This window comes from Psychrobacter sp. UBA3962 (genome assembly GCF_002385225.1).
Taxonomy (GTDB): domain Bacteria; phylum Pseudomonadota; class Gammaproteobacteria; order Pseudomonadales; family Moraxellaceae; genus Psychrobacter.
Genome location: NZ_DGDC01000010.1, coordinates 141,483 through 158,032 on the forward strand (window position 1 = coordinate 141,483; position 16,550 = coordinate 158,032).

Below are 16,550 nucleotides of genomic sequence, written 5' to 3' on the forward strand. Positions count from 1 at the left end.
CTTAGTAGTATTTATAAAAGTGATGGACTGGGCCATGACCGTGACCCACGTTTAAAGTATCGGCTTTACTTAATGCGCCCGTCAGGTACTGTTTGGCTTTATCACAAGCAGTATATAAGCTATCGCCTTGGCCCCAAAAAGTTGCAATCGCTGCTGATAAGGTACAGCCGGTGCCGTGGCTATTCTTAGTATTGATGCGCTCTCCTTCAAACCAGCTTAACTCACCTTCAGCGCATAATAAATCTGGAGATTGTTCACTGCCCGCTAGATGGCCTCCTTTTAAAAAGGTGGGTACTTGCAAGTGCTGAGCTTGTTCAATCATTTGTTCGCGACTGGTGGCTTCAGCAGTTCCCAATAAGTCAGCAGCTTCTGGAAGGTTTGGGGTGATAAGTCCTACTTGAGGGAGTAAAACATCTTTTAAAGCCGCTACAGAGTCAGCATCTAATAACCGATCGCCACTCTTGGCTACCATAACGGGATCTAATACCACTTTGCTAGGCTGGTATTTGGCTAAAGCTTGGGCAACGCACTCAGTTACTTCTGCATTGCCTAGCATGCCAATTTTGACAGCATCTACTTGGACGTCTGAGAAGACTGAGTCAATCTGGGCTCGAATCATTTCAAGCGGCATCATTTGGATTTTTTGTACCCCTTGCGTGTTTTGGGCCACAACGGCGGTAATAACACTCATCGCATAGCTACCGTTAGCACTAATGGCTTTAATATCTGCCTGAATCCCAGCGCCACCCGTACAGTCTGTGCCAGCGATGGTCAGTATATTGGTAATCATGCTTACTCTCCTTCATTATGGTTCTAATTATAGTTTTATAAATTATTGTGCTAAAAAGTGTTGTTGTAATAAGTTTTGCGCGGCAAGTTTAGGCTCATCAGAGGCGCAAATAGCTGATACCACTGCGATACCATCACAGTGAGTTTTATATACTCCGCGGGCATTGTCTAAGTGGATACCCCCAATAGCAACAGTAGGTAATAGGCTGGCTTGTGCCAAGTCATCAAGCCCTGAAATACCTAGGGGGCGGGCATGATTGGGTTTGGTGTCAGTTGCAAATACTGGGCCTAAACCAAAGTAATCAAGTTGATCTAGGTGATGGTTATGAGCATATTGCAACTGAGATAGGGTGTTTATTGATAAACCCAACCAAGCGTCCGGGCCCAGTATTTGTCGGGCTTCAGTGACATTAAGATCGCCTTGGCCTATGTGAGCGCCGTCAAGATTTGCTTTTTTGGCAATACGTACCTTATCGTTGATTACCAAAGGCACTCTACCTGCGATGGCTTCTTTTAGTTCACACGCCATCTGATAAAGCTGCTCATCGTCCGCCTGTTTGTCTCGAAGCTGAACAAAGCTTACACCACCATCGATGGCTTCACAGACCGTTTCAATTAACCCCAGTTTTTGGCACATCACCCTATCTGTCACCAAGTATAACTTTAGAGCCGAGCCACTTTTATCTATTACAGCATGTGAATGAGCTGAGGAAGCTTGGTGTTGAGCGTCAAGGGTATTCGAAGCATTAGCTGCGCTAGTCATGATGAGGTTACTCGTAAATGATTGATTAGAGTTTGAGCTTCAAGGTTATATAAAGCATCTAAAAAATGGACATAAAAGCTGCCAGGGCCTTCAGCCTTCTGTGCGGCTAACTCTCCAGCTTGACCGTAGTAGCATAAGGCAGTGGTAGCAGCATTTAATAATAAGTTGCTATTAGATTCTGTTGCCTTTGGGCCATCAGCTCCGATAAAACCAGCTATCACAGCTGTTAAGGCGCAACCTATGGCAGTCACTTGGGTCATCATGGGGTGCCCATGATCAACTGAGTAGCTGTGAGTACCATCAGTGGCCCAATCTATCGCCCCAGTAATGACTACTACTTTTGCATATTGGGTGAGCTGCTGAGCGGCTTCTTTGGCTCGATCCACGCTGTCGCCACTGTCTGTTCCTTTGGTACGACTGCTCATCCCTGCCAATGCTAATATTTCGGACGCATTGCCTCGAATAACATCCGGTTTAAACTTTAAAAGTTCAGTACAGGCCTGCTGTCGAAAGGAGGTTGCGCCCACAGCGACAGGATCAAGTATCCAGGGAATACCCTCACTATGAGCCACTGCTACTGTGGCCAACATGCTTTGTAAAGTGGTCTGGGTCAAAGTGCCAATATTTATAGCAAGAGCTTGGGCCAATTTAACAAACTCGGGGGCTTCATTAATATCATGCACCATTGCAGGAGAGGCGCCGGCAGCCAGTAATACATTGGCAACGGTATTATTGGCCACATCGTTGGTGATGTTGTGTACTAAAGGGGAGGTGTCTTTGAAGGTGGTGAAACAGTGGTGAATAAGGTCGGATTGCATATTCCCTCCATATGGATAAAGAGGGCGTGAGAAACACACAGCAAAACAGTAGAGGGCTTTAAAAGAGTTGGCTCAGACTACTGCAACTGCTATACACTCCCTACGCCAGTATAATCTGGATCAGGTTCAAAGGGTGCATCTCAGCCATAAGGCGCCCCTGTGAATAACATTAATTATTTTTGATAAAACATCATAACCAACTTAAAGCCCAATCACAAGTTAAGACCATAAAAGTCACAAGTTAAGATAATAAAAACAAAAAAAAGACCTGCAGTGCAGATCTTTCTTATTCCATACTCAATGAGTAGGCAGAGTTTATAAGTTTAAAGGAGTAGGGGCAACGGATGTTGCTTGGACACCAATTAACAATTAAGGAGAACCTACTCTTTCAATGGTTACGTTAGCAATACCACGGCTAACCAAACCAATTTGCTTGGCAGCAGCATAAGATAAATCTAACACACGGTTGCCATGGAAAGGACCGCGGTCATTTACTTTTACTACTACGCTCTTACCATTACCTTTGTTGGTTACTTTAAGATAAGTGTTAAAAGGAAGAGAAGGGTGAGCTGCGGTTAATGAGTTCATATCAAAGCGTTCACCACTGGCAGTTTTTCTGCCATGGAATTTACCACCGTACCAAGAGGCACGACCACTTTGTTTGAATTTATTTACGGCATTCGAAGCCACTAAAGTTAAATGAGATAACACATCCTCATCACCTTGATTGGCTTTGCTAGAACCTCTATTACTAATCAATGAGCTGTTTGTAGAAAGCGTTGATGGCTCAAAAGAAGTTTGGAGTAACGAGGTGGGTTGATTTTGTTTACGTGCTAACTCGTTGAGGACACTGTCGATATCGCTTGGGCTTTTGACGCTAAGAGCTTGCTTTGATTCAGTAGCTTGAGCTAAGTTGCTAGCTCCTACCATGCAGGCTAATGCACATAAAGCTGATGAGAATTTCTTCATAATTGCCTCGTAAGCATTTATCTATTGTAATAATGCCACAAAAGATCATGCATTTACTATTTAAATAATACGTAATTAAAAACTTAATTAACAAAGTAATGAGAGTGATAAATCTCTGTGTAAATTATTAACAGAGACTGTAAAACAGTAGTGACTAAAGATACACACAAAGTGTCACAATTTGATTTGTAAATGTAGTTCGTTTGTAACTTAACATTAACCAATGTGAATATGCAAGTGACGCTAGAGTTCAATTTCGGGAGAATATTTATCAATATTTTCTTGTAGCGCTTGTAAACAGTGAACTCTAGCGAATAGGGCGGGCAGTATAAATAATTGTTAAGTTCTAATAATTATTCATAAATTACTTCGATGATTTCGAATTCAACCAAGCCACTTGGGGTTTCGATACGGGCTTCATCCCCTTCTGATTTACCAATTAAGCCACGAGCAATGGGAGAGTTAACCGAAATTTTATTGTTTTTAAAGTCGGCTTCATCATCACCAACAATTTGATAGCGCTTTTCTTCTTCAGTATCTAAGTTTTCGATTACAACGGTTACTCCGAAAACCACACGGCCTTCACGAGGTAAGGTTGCTGGATCAATAACTTGGGCACCTGATAGTTTGGCCTCGATATCCCGGATACGAGCCTCACAAAAGCCTTGCTGCTCACGAGCGGCATGATACTCGGCATTTTCTTTTAGGTCGCCATGTTCACGAGCCTCAGCAATGGCTGCAGTAATACGGGGACGATCTACAGTCTTGAGTTGTTTAAGCTCTGCCTCTAACGTAGCATGTCCTTGCGGAGTCATAGGGTAACGTTGCATATCATCTTCCTCATATACATATATAGATGAACGATTAAATAAAAAAACACCCCAACACCCTTAATTAAAGGTGCTGTAAGTGCATAATTTAGGATAAGTTTTGTTTTGTAGAGCGGTTAGAACCTCACTACAAAGATTTATCTTTACTGGCCTAAAAAAAGCCAATGGCTTATAACAAAAATTGCTAACCGAAGCCTTCGATTAGCAATTGATAAAAATAAGGGGTATAAATTAGCGAATACAAACTGAACTTACTTAAAATAATAGCCTATTATAAGCGTTTAGTTAAGATTGTACCGCTAATTTTTGTTACTTAGCTTTTAACTAGCCATTATTAGCAGCCAGCTGGGCTTGCTCATGTAAGGTTTGAAGTTTATAAACCTCAAAAGGAAGCTTAATGGCGTAAGACTTACAAACCGCTTCTGCTGCCCCTAAAGTGGTGACATAGAACACCTTGCTTTGTAAGGCGTTACGACGGATTGAGAAAGAGTCTTCCTGAGCTTGCTTGCCCTCTGTTGTATTGATAATAAGGTCAATTTCGCCATTTTTCAAGGCATCGACCACATGAGGACGGCCTTCAGTGACTTTATTGATACGCTTACATTCAATACCTTGCTCAGTCAAATATTGTTCGGTACCCGCAGTAGCCACAAGATTAAAGCCGTAGTCGATTAACTGCTTAGCAACAGCAGCGATGCCTGGTTTATCGCTATCGCGTACTGAAATAAAGACTGTCTTATGCTCACCTTCTTCTGGCAGACCTGGTAGACGCTCGTTAGTACCGATAATACTCTTATAGAAAGCTTCACCAAAAGTCTTGCCCACACCCATAACTTCACCAGTAGATTTCATTTCTGGGCTTAGAATAGGGTCAACGCCTGGGAACTTAGCAAACGGGAAGACCGATTCTTTCACTGCGAAGAACGAAGGCTTAATTTCTTTAGTGAAGTTTTGCTCTTGTAGCGACTGACCTGCCATACAACGAGCCGCTATTTGTGCCAATGAGGTGCCAATACACTTAGAAACAAAAGGCACAGTACGCGCAGCACGTGGGTTAACTTCTAGAATATAAACGGTACCGTCTTTCACAGCAAACTGAACGTTCATTAAGCCCACCACGCCAAGCTCTTTAGCCATAGCGATGGTTTGTGTACGCATCTCATCACAGATCTCATCTGATAATGAGTAAGGCGGTAGTGAACAGGCTGAGTCACCTGAGTGAACACCCGCTTGTTCGATGTGCTGCATGATACCGCCAATAACTACTTCATTGCCATCACTGACACAGTCCACGTCAACTTCGATGGCGTCATCTAAGAAACGGTCTAGTAGCACAGGCGCCTCATTCGAAGCTTGCACCGCAGTACGTAGATAGTGCTTTAGCTCTTCTTCGTTATAGACGATTTCCATTGCGCGGCCGCCTAAAACATACGATGGACGGACAACTAGAGGATAGCCCACATCTTTGGCTTTCACTAAACCGTCTTCCATGCTGGTCGCTAAAGCGTTAGGCGGCTGGATTAGGTTTAACTGATGGATCATGTGCTGGAAACGCTCACGGTCTTCGGCGCGGTCAATAGCGTCAGGTGAGGTACCGATGATGTTAACCCCAGCTGCTTCTAAAGCACGAGCAAGCTTCAGAGGTGTCTGACCACCGAATTGAACGATAACGCCTTCAGGCTTCTCAATACGTACAATCTCTAGCACGTCTTCTAGGGTGATAGACTCGAAGTATAAACGGTCAGAGGTGTCATAGTCGGTTGATACCGTTTCTGGGTTACAGTTGACCATAATGGTCTCATAACCGTCTTCACGCATCGCTAAGGCAGCGTGTACACAGCAGTAATCAAATTCAATACCTTGGCCGATACGGTTTGGACCGCCGCCGATAACCATGATTTTCTTGTTATTGGTTGGGTTGGCTTCACACTCTTCATCGTAAGTTGAGTACATGTAAGCTGTTGAGGTAGCAAACTCAGCGGCACAAGTATCCACACGCTTATAAACAGGGAAGACTTCTAAGTCCCAACGCTTTTTACGTAGCTGCTTTTGTGATACGCCCAGCAGGGTGGCCAAACGTAAGTCTGATAAGCCTTTGCGTTTCAGCTTGCGTAAGTTCTTAGCGGTTAGGCCGCCGAAGCCTAATTGTTTAACTTGTGCTTCAGTTTTAACGATATCTTCAATCTGAACTAAGAACCAAGGATCAATATTGGTGTAGCCAAACACTTCTTCTACACTAAAGCCTAGACGGAAAGCATCTGCAATATAGAAGATGCGTTCAGGAGTTGGTACGGTTAAGCGTTGTTTGATTTCAGATTTAACTTTATCTTCGCTGATTTTTCCTGCTTTTAAAGCAGCAAAGTCGATTTGCTCATCAAAACCGTCAGCGCCTGTTTCTAAGCCGCGTAGTGCTTTGTGCATAGATTCTTGGAAGTTACGGCCAATGGCCATGACTTCACCCACAGATTTCATCTGAGTTGAAAGAATGTTGTCTGCTTGTGGGAATTTCTCGAAGTTAAAGCGAGGAATCTTAGTCACAACATAGTCAATTGATGGCTCAAAGCTGGCTGGAGTTTGACCGCCAGTGATGTCGTTTTGAAGCTCATCTAAGGTGTAACCTACGGCTAACTTAGCGGCGATTTTGGCAATAGGGAAGCCAGTCGCTTTAGAGGCTAGAGCCGATGAACGAGACACACGAGGGTTCATCTCAATCACGACCATACGGCCTGTTTTTGGGTTAACGCCAAACTGTACGTTTGAGCCCCCAGTTTCCACCCCAATCTCACGCAATACAGCCAATGAGGCATTACGCATGATTTGATATTCTTTGTCAGTTAGGGTTTGTGCTGGTGCGACTGTGATTGAGTCACCGGTATGCACGCCCATAGGGTCAAAGTTTTCAATCGAGCAGATGATGATACAGTTGTCGTTTTTGTCGCGAACCACTTCCATCTCATACTCTTTCCAGCCGATTAACGACTCGTCAATTAATAACTGGTGAGTAGGGGATAAGTCAAAACCGCGTTCACAGATTTCGATAAATTCATCACGGTTGTAAGCAATACCACCGCCTGAGCCGCCCATAGTAAAGGAAGGGCGAATGATACAAGGGAACCCAAGCTTGGCTTGAATTTCAAACGCTTGTTCCATAGTTTCAGCAATTTCAGCACGAGGACACTCAAGACCAATACGCTTCATGGCTTGGTCAAACAGGTCGCGGTCCTCGGCCATTTCGATGGCTTCTTTGGTGGCACCAATTAGCTCAACATTGTATTTTTTTAGCACGCCGTGCTTGTCTAAATCTAGCGCACAGTTCAGAGCAGTCTGCCCACCCATGGTAGGTAAGATAGCATCAGGACGCTCTTTATCGATGATTTGCTCAACCGTTTGCCAAGTGATTGGCTCGATGTACGTGGCATCCGCCATAACGGGGTCAGTCATGATGGTGGCTGGGTTTGAGTTAACTAGGATAACTCGATAGCCCTCTTCGCGAAGAGCTTTACATGCTTGAGCGCCAGAGTAATCAAACTCACAAGCTTGGCCAATGACGATTGGGCCTGCGCCAATGATTAGAATGCTTTTGATGTCGGTACGTTTTGGCATAAGTCTCTCTTTTATATAATTAGTTCTGCGTAAGTTCTTTAGCAATCCGATTAAAACGGCGGTTTAAGCTTGTTTGGCTTGTTGCATCATCTCTGCAAATTTATCAAATAAGGCCGATGATTCATTAGGACCAGGGCTGGCTTCTGGGTGGCCTTGGAAGCTAAATACTGGCTTATTGGTTAGCTCAATACCTTGGTTGGTACCGTCAAATAAAGAGCGGTGCGTTGATTTGATGTGGGCAGGCAAGCTGTCTTCATCTAAAGCGAAACCGTGGTTTTGACTGGTAATCATCACCACTTTTGTCTCTAGGTCTTGCACCGGGTGGTTGGCACCATGATGGCCTGTTTTCATTTTCATGGTTTTAGCACCGCTGGCTAGTCCAATGATTTGGTGACCTAGGCAGATACCGAAAGTTGGGATATCCGTTTCTTCAATAAGATGACGCACGTTTTCGATGGCGTAGTCACAGGCTGCAGGATCGCCAGGGCCATTCGATAAGAAAATACCATCTGGATTCATAGCCAGCACGTCAGCAATAGGAGTTTGGGCGGGAACCACAGTGACTTTACAGCCTCTATCGACCAACATACGTAAGATGTTGGTTTTTGCTCCAAAGTCATAAGCCACCACGTCAAACTTAGGCTCGATATGCTCACCTAGTTTTTTGAAATAGCCACCGGTTTCACTTTCAGTGACGCCATGTACGCCGCGGTCTGCAAGCTCCCAAGTCCCTTCAGTCCAGACAAAGCCTTCTTTGCTTGAGCATTCTTTGGCCAAATCTAAGCCTTCAAGGCCGGAGAATTCATTAGCAAGCTTAATGGCTTGCTCAATGTCAGCGTCGGTAATGGTTTCACCATTTGAGGCAGTGAAGATACAGCCATTTTGTGACCCTTTTTCACGAAGAATACGGGTTAATTTACGAGTATCAATCTCAGCAATGGCAACTGTCTCATGACGCTTAAGATAATCTACTAAGCTTTCAGAACTGCGGAAGTTTGAAGTGGTCATAGTGATGTCACGGATAATTAAGCCTTCAGCCCAAACTTGATGTTTGCGATTGATATCACCAGACTCGCCATCCTCAGTGTTGGTTCCTGTATTACCAATATGAGGGTAGGTTAGGGTAACGATCTGTTTGGCATAGCTGGGATCAGTTAGGACTTCTTGATATCCTGTCATTGATGTATTAAACACCACTTCACCGACGCGACTCCCTGCTGCACCTATTGAGATGCCACGGAAGATGCTGCCATCAGCTAAAGCTAAAATAGCTTCGACTTCATTTACGCTATTATCTATTGTGTCTTGGTGTATACCCATATTCCTACCCTTTAAATTCGTGTTTATCATGACCTGACATTGGTTAAAGTTGCGACCGATTGAGTGCTATAAAAAATGAGTGTTGTCAAATTTTAGCCACAAAAAAGCGAGTAAGACAATAACAGAAAACAACAATATCACTAAAGTAATGGTCATTAGTGAGTGTTGCTAACTGGGTCATGTCTACTCGCTTAGGTACAGATTTTGCGTATTATACAAAACCTTACTCTAAATGGCTAGGCAATACTAAAAATAATAAATAAATATCTTGTTTGACTTCTCTAAAATTAATATTGCCTAATCTAAAGCTGATATTTTCTATCCTAAAAACTGATACTGTCAGCCCTAAAATCTATAGTGCATCGCTACTTGATAGGATTCAGGAGCTAAGTTGGCACTGATGATTAAATCATCGTTATGATAACTCTTTGTCAAAAACATACTGCTGGCCACGCCTAGTGCAGCCCCTGCCAAGACATCTGTGGTGTCATGTTTATCAGCATCAATACGACTATAGCCCACGAACGTTGCCCCGACATAGGCAGGGATACTATATTCTAAGCCGTAGCGTTTATGGATAAAGCTGGCTCCCTGAAAAGCCACTGAAGTGTGTCCTGAGGGAAAAGAATCATTATCACTGTGATCAGGGCGCTCTTTATCAATCGCTTTTTTTAAACCATAGGTTGCCACCGCATTGGTTGCAAAAGAAGTATAAAACTGCTGACGGCCTTCAGGGTCATCCATATAAAAGGTAGAACCGTAGGCAATCGCAGGAATGGTTACCGCAATAATATCGCCTGCAGTTTCTATATCTGATTTGGCATAAGCGGGGGTAATTGCCAATGCCGAACCGGATAATAATAAAGCAGTGATAACAGAGTTTTGCTTATTTAGCATCTATCAGCTTCCTAATTAGGGCTAGGTTGTGGGGTTTTAAGTGTAAATAAAAGTTTCTTATTGGGTATTTTCTTGACGTTTTCTATATTGGATAGAGTTATATAAAGACAATCCAATAAAGGCTACACCGATTAGACCAGTGACTAATTCAGGCACATGGAATTTCATAGACAACAGCATAATAATCGCCAACGCGCCAATGGCATAGTGCGCGCCATGCTCAAGATAAACAAACTCACTCAAAGTGCCTTTGTCCACTAGGTAAATGGTCATTGAACGCACAAACATAGCACCGATGGCCAGACCTAACATGATGATAATCACGTCATTAGTAATGGCAAAAGCACCGATTACGCCGTCAAAACTGAATGAGGCATCTAAGACTTCTAGATAGATGAAGCCGGCGATACCCCCTTTTAAGATAGTAGAAGAAACACCAGCGGTATTGGTAATGACATTGCCCTTTGCATCGGTAATCACTTCATCTTCATCAGAATCCGTGCCACCTTCAAGTAGGCTAGATAGTACGTTGACCCCAAGGTAAACTAAGATACCCCAAATACCTGCAATTAAGATGGCAGGCTCTTTGGCTTCTTCTACCCAGCTTAATGAAATCATGAGTACCACTATGGCCACAAAAGTGCTCATGGCATCGACTTTACTAAAGCGAGTTAGCTTACGCTCAAACCAATCAAACCAATGCACCTCTTTATCACCAAAGATAAAGGTTAGGAATACCAATAATAAGAACATACCCCCAAAAGCTGAGATTTCAGCATGGTGAGCATTCAGATGGGCCGCATATTGTGCAGGCTCATTGATGGCCAATTGAATCACTTCCATAAACCCTAACTTGGCTGTAACTGCCACAATAACGATTGGGAATATCAAGCGCATGCCAAATACTGCGACTAGAATACCCACAGTTAAGAATATTTTTTTCCAGAAGTCATTCCATCCTTTAAGGATAGAGGCGTTAACCACTGCGTTATCGAAGGACAAGGAAATTTCCATGATGGCTAAGATAGCGGTAACCGCAAGTGCCGTCATTAAACCACTGACACCCCCGTGCGAGAATCCCCACCAAGCAGCAACGACTAAACAGACAATGGTAAATATAAAATCGAATAAGAAGTGACGCATAGATTATCCAGTAAAAGGGTTATTTGTTGAGGTTGATAGTAACCTATTAGTTATTTGGCTCGTTAATAGGTCAGATGCTAATAAAACAACAAATAAGTGAGTTATTACTAAACTAGTAATAGATAAATACAATTTTAAGATGTGATAATAACATGGTAAAAAAATACAATAAATTGACTTATGCGTAAATGCTTAGATAATGGCTCTTTGTCAGAACAAAAACCAGCCAACAGCGTAGGATACAGTCATTTTATTAAATTTTAAGTAAATTAATGCTAACCTAATGACTTTTAATACTATTAATTTCTAATACTGTTAATTTTTAATGCTAGTGATTTATAGTGCTCATGACTGTCATCAAAAGTTATTAATAATATAAAGATAGTATTACTTAGTTATGACTTAAGCTGTGATTTAGTGATCATATAAGAGACAATTATTTTATAAAAGGATGTTCCCCATGATTTTTAAATACTTAGAAAAAACCCCACAATTTGCCACTCCTTTTCAAGGGTGGGTGGCAGACAGTGCTCAGGTTATTGGTGATGTTTATTTAGGTCATCAGGCCAATGTTTGGTTTGGTGCCGTTATTCGCGGAGACAATGAGCGTATTAATATTGGTAACTATACCAATGTGCAAGAAAACGCGGTCATCCATACTGATGCAGGGATTGAGGTCAATATTGGTGATTATGTGACTATTGGCCATTTGGCGATGTTACATGGTTGTAGCATAGGTGAAAATAGCTTAATTGGCATTGGGGCAGTGGTTTTAAATAACGCTAAGATTGGCAAAAACTGTATTATTGGTGCCAAAGCCCTCGTCACTGAAGGCAAAGAGATTCCAGATAACTCATTGGTGATGGGTTCGCCAGCTAAAGTGGTGAAAACTTTGAACGATCAGCAGGTAGCTATGCTGAAGATGTCAGCATTACATTATACTCAGAAAGCTGAACAGTTTAAGACAGGCTTACAACAGATTGAGGCACCGGAATAGCCTTTAAAAACAGACTTTCAAAGAAAACAGATCTTTAAACAATGGGTTTTAGTTAACAAGTTCATATTAATATTTTGGGTAAAGAGGGTGAGGGGCTAGATGCAGAATCAAGCAGCGAACAGTTCGCTAAATAATCAAACAGAGGCTTTAAATAACAGTAAAGAATTGGCTTTATTTGACTTGGATCACACCTTGCTAGATGTGGACAGTGATTACCTATGGGGTGAGTACATTGTCAAAAAAGGCCTGGTTGATGAGGCGCAATATAGAACGGCCAATCAAAGATTTTATGAAGAGTATATAGCGGGTACTTTAGATGCCACTGAGTACAATGAGTTTGTGGCAGACTTCTTAACCACCCTACCGTTATCACGACTGTTTGAAATTCGTGAGGATTACATCAAGACTGAAATTGAGCCTCACATTCGCCCCAAAGCCATCAGCGCCATTCAGCATCATATTGAAGCGGGGCATGATGTGGTCATTATCTCGGCTACCAATGATTTTGTGGTGTCAGCTATTGCTGAGCGTTTTGGTATTGAAGCGGCGAATGTGTTGGCCACCCCGCTTGAAGTCAAAGACGATCGCTATACTGGGAAATTAACCGACAAACCCAACTTCAAAGAAGGTAAAATATACCACCTTAATAAATGGTTAGAGGCCAAAAAAGAGCAGGGCGTAACTTATAGTAAAACCTATGGTTACTCTGATTCAAAAAATGATCTTCCCTTACTAGAGTGGGCCGACATGCCGGTGGCAGTGACCCCAGATGAAGTATTGCATGCCCATGCTTTAGCCCACAACTGGGCGGTTGAGGATTGGTCTATTTAGGCTGCTTTTGCCTCACTCAGACACTATAGTTTTAAATTTTTGGAATATTTATGGAAATTAACCAGTATCAAGAGCAAATTAAAGATTTAAGCGAGCGTTCAAAGGACTTACGGAGGTATCTTTGACTTTGATGGTAAGTCAGAGCGCCTAGAAGAGGTCAATCTTGAGATGGAGAGTCCAGAGCTTTGGAACGACCCAGAGCGTGCGACCCGAATTAGCAAAGAAAAAAGCCAGCTTGATGGTATTATCAATACTATCACTGGTCTTGAGACTACCCTTGAGGACGCAGCGGCTATGCTTGAGTTGGCAGTAGAAGCCGATGACGAAAGCCTACTGGCTGATGTACAAACTGAGCTCAATACGGCACAAGCCAAAGTCGAAGATTTAGAGTTTAAGCGTATGTTCGACGGTGAAATGGATGCCAATAACTGTTTCGTAGATATTCAATCCGGAAGTGGCGGTACTGAAGCTCAGGACTGGGCAGAGATGCTACTGCGCATGTACACGCGTTGGTGTGAATCGCACGGGTTCAAAGTTGAGATTATCGAGGTATCAGCAGGTAGTGTGGCCGGAGTTAAGTCCGCTTCGTTCAAGGTAAGTGGGGACTATGCCTTTGGCTGGCTACGTACCGAAACTGGTGTTCACCGTTTAGTACGCAAGTCTCCATTTGATAGCAATAATGGACGTCATACTTCATTTGCTGCGGTATTCGTATCCCCTGAGATTGACGATGATTTTGAAATCGATATTAATCCTGCGGACTTACGTATCGATACCTACCGCTCAAGTGGCGCTGGTGGTCAGCACGTAAACACCACCGACTCAGCGGTACGTATTACCCACGAGCCAACGGGTACCGTGGTGCAGTGTCAAAATGAGCGCAGTCAACACGGCAACAAAGCGACAGCGATGAAAATGCTACGCGCTAAGTTGTATGAGCTGGAAATGCAAAAACGGATGGAGAAACAGCAAGCCGTTGAAGACAATAAGTCTGATGTGGGCTGGGGCAGTCAGATTCGCTCTTATGTGTTGGATGACTCGCGCATCAAGGACTTGCGTACCGGCGTTGAGACCTTTAATACCGGTGCTGTACTTGATGGCGATTTGGATCAATTTATTGAGGCTAGTTTGAAGGCAGGGTTGTAGTAGTCTGCTTAATATATTAATTTGTTATTCATTAACTACTAAGTGTAAATTACGCAAAATTAAGGTGATATACCTATTCAAGCGACGGGTAATTATTGTTAAATGGTCTGAAGGTGGATCGAAGCCCATTCAACAATAATTACCCATCGTATCAAAAATTTTCTATGCGTAAGTTCAGTTATTTTCTATTTTAATGCAAATTTAGCTGTTTTCAATCTCAAGCAAAGGATGTAATACCTGTTGTAGTCCATATTCTTCAATGCTACCAGTAATAAAGTCAGCACGCTGTTGTAGGGCTGGCTGGCCATCTCCCATAGCAATGGCATAACCTACCGCATCAAACATCTCTAAATCATTAAATCCATCGCCAATGGCCATGGCCTCACTAATGTCTATATCAAAGTGTTGGCAGACATCACGCACCCCTCGCTCTTTGGAGGCATCGATGGGTAAAATATCGCCGCCAATTTGATGCCAATGAACCAGCTTTAACCCAAACTTTGCAAAATCAACTTCCTGCATTCTTTTTTCATCATCTTTAAAGAATACCGAACACTGATATACCGGATTGCTCTTGTAGTAATTGGGGTCGATGATGGAGCTGGGGTTGCTAGCAATAAAAGCTCGTATTTGCTCATTGTCATTGGCCCAAGCCAAATGAGTGTCTGAGTCAAACTTATGAATCAGGTGATCTTGACGACACAGCTCATCGATTTTAGCGGCCTGTTGCAGTGTTAACGGGTAATGACTGATAATACCTTTTTTATCAAAACTGTACTGACCATTGGTACAGACAATCGCATCAAAAACACCGGCCTCAAATAACCCTAAAATATCTTCAGGAATGATTGATTTCGAACGACCAGTGGCAATCACCAGTTTGATATCAGTATTTGATAACCGCTTTAAGGTGGTTTTATTATGCGGTGCAATGACTCCGCCACGGCTTAAAGTGTCATCAATATCAAAGAAGATAATTTTGGGGGTAAATGGAACCGGAGAAAGATTTACGGCAGTTGCCAAAGTCTGAGTCATGGTTATCCTATTGAAAGTGTACAAAAGTTTATCTAAAAGCTTAGAGTAGTAGGCGGTATTAGCTAGGCTACTGAATCATCAGAAAGTAGCTGGTGTAATAAATCAATTTGGTTGAGTCGATTCAAGTTTAATGAAAGCGTGCTTACCTCAGCGAAGCTGTCTTGTAATAATAGGGATTTGTAGCTCGGCATCTGGTGTGCCACTCTGTTCAATAAATCTTGCGGGCAATGAGTGATTAGCTGCTTGAAGGCTTGATAAGACTCTTCATAACAACCAAGTTTATAAGCATTAATACACCACTCATAAGCGGACCAATATTGATAAATATTTTTGGATAAAAATAAGCGATTACCTGTGGGCATAGGTAGCTGTGCCGCTTGGCGGCCAAAAACATACGCCAAATCGCTATGCTTATTCCAGCTGTGTCTTCGTGCTATGTGATACCAACACTCGGCACGTTTGGAGTCGTGAATGATGCCTTGCTGCCAACAATAGAGGGCTTGATCGAAGTCCTGCTTCTTTTCATACAGCAGGCCCAATTCGATGTAGCTGCAATATCTTTCATCGGCCCAGCCCGCTTCGATTTCTATTCGTTTTTTATACCAGTCAATTGCCTCATCTATCATAGCGGCATCCCTATAGGACTGTGCACAATAGAAAGCATAACGGGGCAGTAGGTCAGCGTCTTCAGCGGCTATAAAAGCGTTTTTTAATAACTGAGCATCTTTTTGATATTTGTTTTCATCTAGGCTACGGTTGCCTTTTCTACCAGAGATAATGGCATAGTCGCCTTGAAGCTCAGCCACGGTTTCAGTGCGATTGCATTGAAGAAACTCGTGTAATACCCCTCGCCAGCTATAGCTACCATCATTTTTTATAATGAGTTTACGTAAGTATTTTATGGCACCAGATTCACTGGTGAACTGTAGCATATAACTATCGGGCCCACTTTTTGGATCAAGATTAGGTAAGGTTATCTCACCAGTTACCTGATCATCAGCGTCAAATATCAATATATAGTCACTTTTACCTAAGCATTGCTTTAAAGCCACATTTCTATTGTGACTAAAGTTCTGCCAAGGTTCTTGATAAATATGTCCATCGATGCCTTGTTTCTCAAAAAACTGCTCAATTAATTCAATAGTATTGTCACTTGAGCCAGTATCACAGATGGCCCAATAAGTAATGGGAAAGTGTTGGCAGATATTTTGTAAAGTGGTTTCTATGATGTGGCTTTCGTCTTTCACAATCATATTTAAACAAAGTGACATTGAATTACCTTAAAATTATTATAAATACATTCCATTGCTTGTCGTTTGAGCCAGATAAATCTTAAAAAACTTGTTAATTAAGTCAGCCGCCACTTATAGACGTTACTTCTAAGTATAGACACAGTTATTTTGTATGGC

At 42.5% G+C, this 16,550-nt stretch carries 14 protein-coding genes and 1 riboswitch; of the genes, 3 read left to right on the plus strand and 11 right to left on the minus strand.

The window, feature by feature from the left end; translation table 11 throughout:
• Nucleotide 1: 1 nt before the first annotated feature.
• From thiD to B3S92_RS02790, 9 genes are all read right to left on the minus strand, one after another.
• Nucleotides 2–790, minus strand: a complete 789-nt coding sequence (gene thiD, locus B3S92_RS02750; RefSeq protein WP_296202480.1) for a bifunctional hydroxymethylpyrimidine kinase/phosphomethylpyrimidine kinase — start codon at nucleotides 788–790, stop codon at nucleotides 2–4.
• A gap of 42 nt (nucleotides 791–832) precedes the next feature.
• Complete coding sequence (gene thiE, locus B3S92_RS02755; protein ID WP_296202483.1) at nucleotides 833–1,552, minus strand: thiamine phosphate synthase; 720 nt, start codon at nucleotides 1,550–1,552, stop codon at nucleotides 833–835.
• On the minus strand, nucleotides 1,549–2,370 hold the full coding sequence (gene thiM, locus B3S92_RS02760) for a hydroxyethylthiazole kinase (RefSeq protein ID WP_296202485.1): 822 nt from the start codon (nucleotides 2,368–2,370) through the stop codon (nucleotides 1,549–1,551). The genes thiE and thiM overlap by 4 nt, the downstream gene beginning before the upstream one ends.
• A gap of 80 nt (nucleotides 2,371–2,450) precedes the next feature.
• Nucleotides 2,451–2,539: riboswitch (TPP riboswitch) on the minus strand.
• Between the two features lie 200 nt (nucleotides 2,540–2,739).
• On the minus strand, nucleotides 2,740–3,339 hold the full coding sequence (locus B3S92_RS02765) for a septal ring lytic transglycosylase RlpA family protein (protein ID WP_296202487.1): 600 nt from the start codon (nucleotides 3,337–3,339) through the stop codon (nucleotides 2,740–2,742).
• Nucleotides 3,340–3,692: 353 nt separating this feature from the next.
• Complete coding sequence (greA, locus tag B3S92_RS02770; protein ID WP_077450819.1) at nucleotides 3,693–4,169, minus strand: transcription elongation factor GreA; 477 nt, start codon at nucleotides 4,167–4,169, stop codon at nucleotides 3,693–3,695.
• A gap of 324 nt (nucleotides 4,170–4,493) precedes the next feature.
• Nucleotides 4,494–7,772 carry a carbamoyl-phosphate synthase large subunit gene (gene carB / locus B3S92_RS02775; protein ID WP_296202491.1) on the minus strand — a complete coding sequence of 1,093 codons (3,279 nt, stop codon included), beginning with the start codon at nucleotides 7,770–7,772 and terminating at the stop codon, nucleotides 4,494–4,496.
• A gap of 63 nt (nucleotides 7,773–7,835) precedes the next feature.
• A complete protein-coding gene (carA, locus tag B3S92_RS02780; protein ID WP_296202493.1) occupies nucleotides 7,836–9,092 on the minus strand; it encodes a glutamine-hydrolyzing carbamoyl-phosphate synthase small subunit in 1,257 nt (418 codons plus the stop codon).
• Between the two features lie 345 nt (nucleotides 9,093–9,437).
• Nucleotides 9,438–9,989: a phosphatase PAP2 family protein gene (locus B3S92_RS02785; RefSeq protein WP_296202496.1), complete on the minus strand. Its 552-nt coding sequence runs from the start codon at nucleotides 9,987–9,989 to the stop codon at nucleotides 9,438–9,440.
• Between the two features lie 57 nt (nucleotides 9,990–10,046).
• Nucleotides 10,047–11,132: a DUF475 domain-containing protein gene (locus B3S92_RS02790; protein WP_296202499.1), complete on the minus strand. Its 1,086-nt coding sequence runs from the start codon at nucleotides 11,130–11,132 to the stop codon at nucleotides 10,047–10,049.
• Between the two features lie 460 nt (nucleotides 11,133–11,592).
• On the opposite strand from B3S92_RS02790, the gene B3S92_RS02795 reads away from it, so the two are divergent.
• From B3S92_RS02795 to prfB, 3 genes are all read left to right on the plus strand, one after another.
• Nucleotides 11,593–12,129 carry a gamma carbonic anhydrase family protein gene (locus tag B3S92_RS02795; RefSeq protein ID WP_296202501.1) on the plus strand — a complete coding sequence of 179 codons (537 nt, stop codon included), beginning with the start codon at nucleotides 11,593–11,595 and terminating at the stop codon, nucleotides 12,127–12,129.
• A 99-nt stretch (nucleotides 12,130–12,228) separates the two neighbouring features.
• Nucleotides 12,229–12,960, plus strand: coding sequence for an HAD family hydrolase (locus B3S92_RS02800; protein ID WP_296202504.1), 732 nt, complete (start codon nucleotides 12,229–12,231; stop codon nucleotides 12,958–12,960).
• Between the two features lie 50 nt (nucleotides 12,961–13,010).
• A protein-coding gene (gene prfB / locus B3S92_RS02805) for a peptide chain release factor 2 (RefSeq protein WP_296202505.1) occupies nucleotides 13,011–14,106 on the plus strand; the annotation gives its coding sequence in 2 pieces (ribosomal slippage) (nucleotides 13,011–13,082 and nucleotides 13,084–14,106; 1,095 coding nt in all).
• A 201-nt stretch (nucleotides 14,107–14,307) separates the two neighbouring features.
• Here the strand turns inward: prfB and B3S92_RS02810 are convergent.
• Both B3S92_RS02810 and B3S92_RS02815 read right to left on the minus strand, forming a co-directional pair.
• Nucleotides 14,308–15,141 (minus strand): HAD family hydrolase, encoded by an 834-nt coding sequence (locus B3S92_RS02810; RefSeq protein ID WP_296202507.1) that lies wholly within the window; start codon nucleotides 15,139–15,141, stop codon nucleotides 14,308–14,310.
• Nucleotides 15,142–15,203: 62 nt separating this feature from the next.
• Complete coding sequence (locus B3S92_RS02815) at nucleotides 15,204–16,412, minus strand: glycosyltransferase (protein ID WP_296202509.1); 1,209 nt, start codon at nucleotides 16,410–16,412, stop codon at nucleotides 15,204–15,206.
• Nucleotides 16,413–16,550 lie beyond the last annotated feature (138 nt).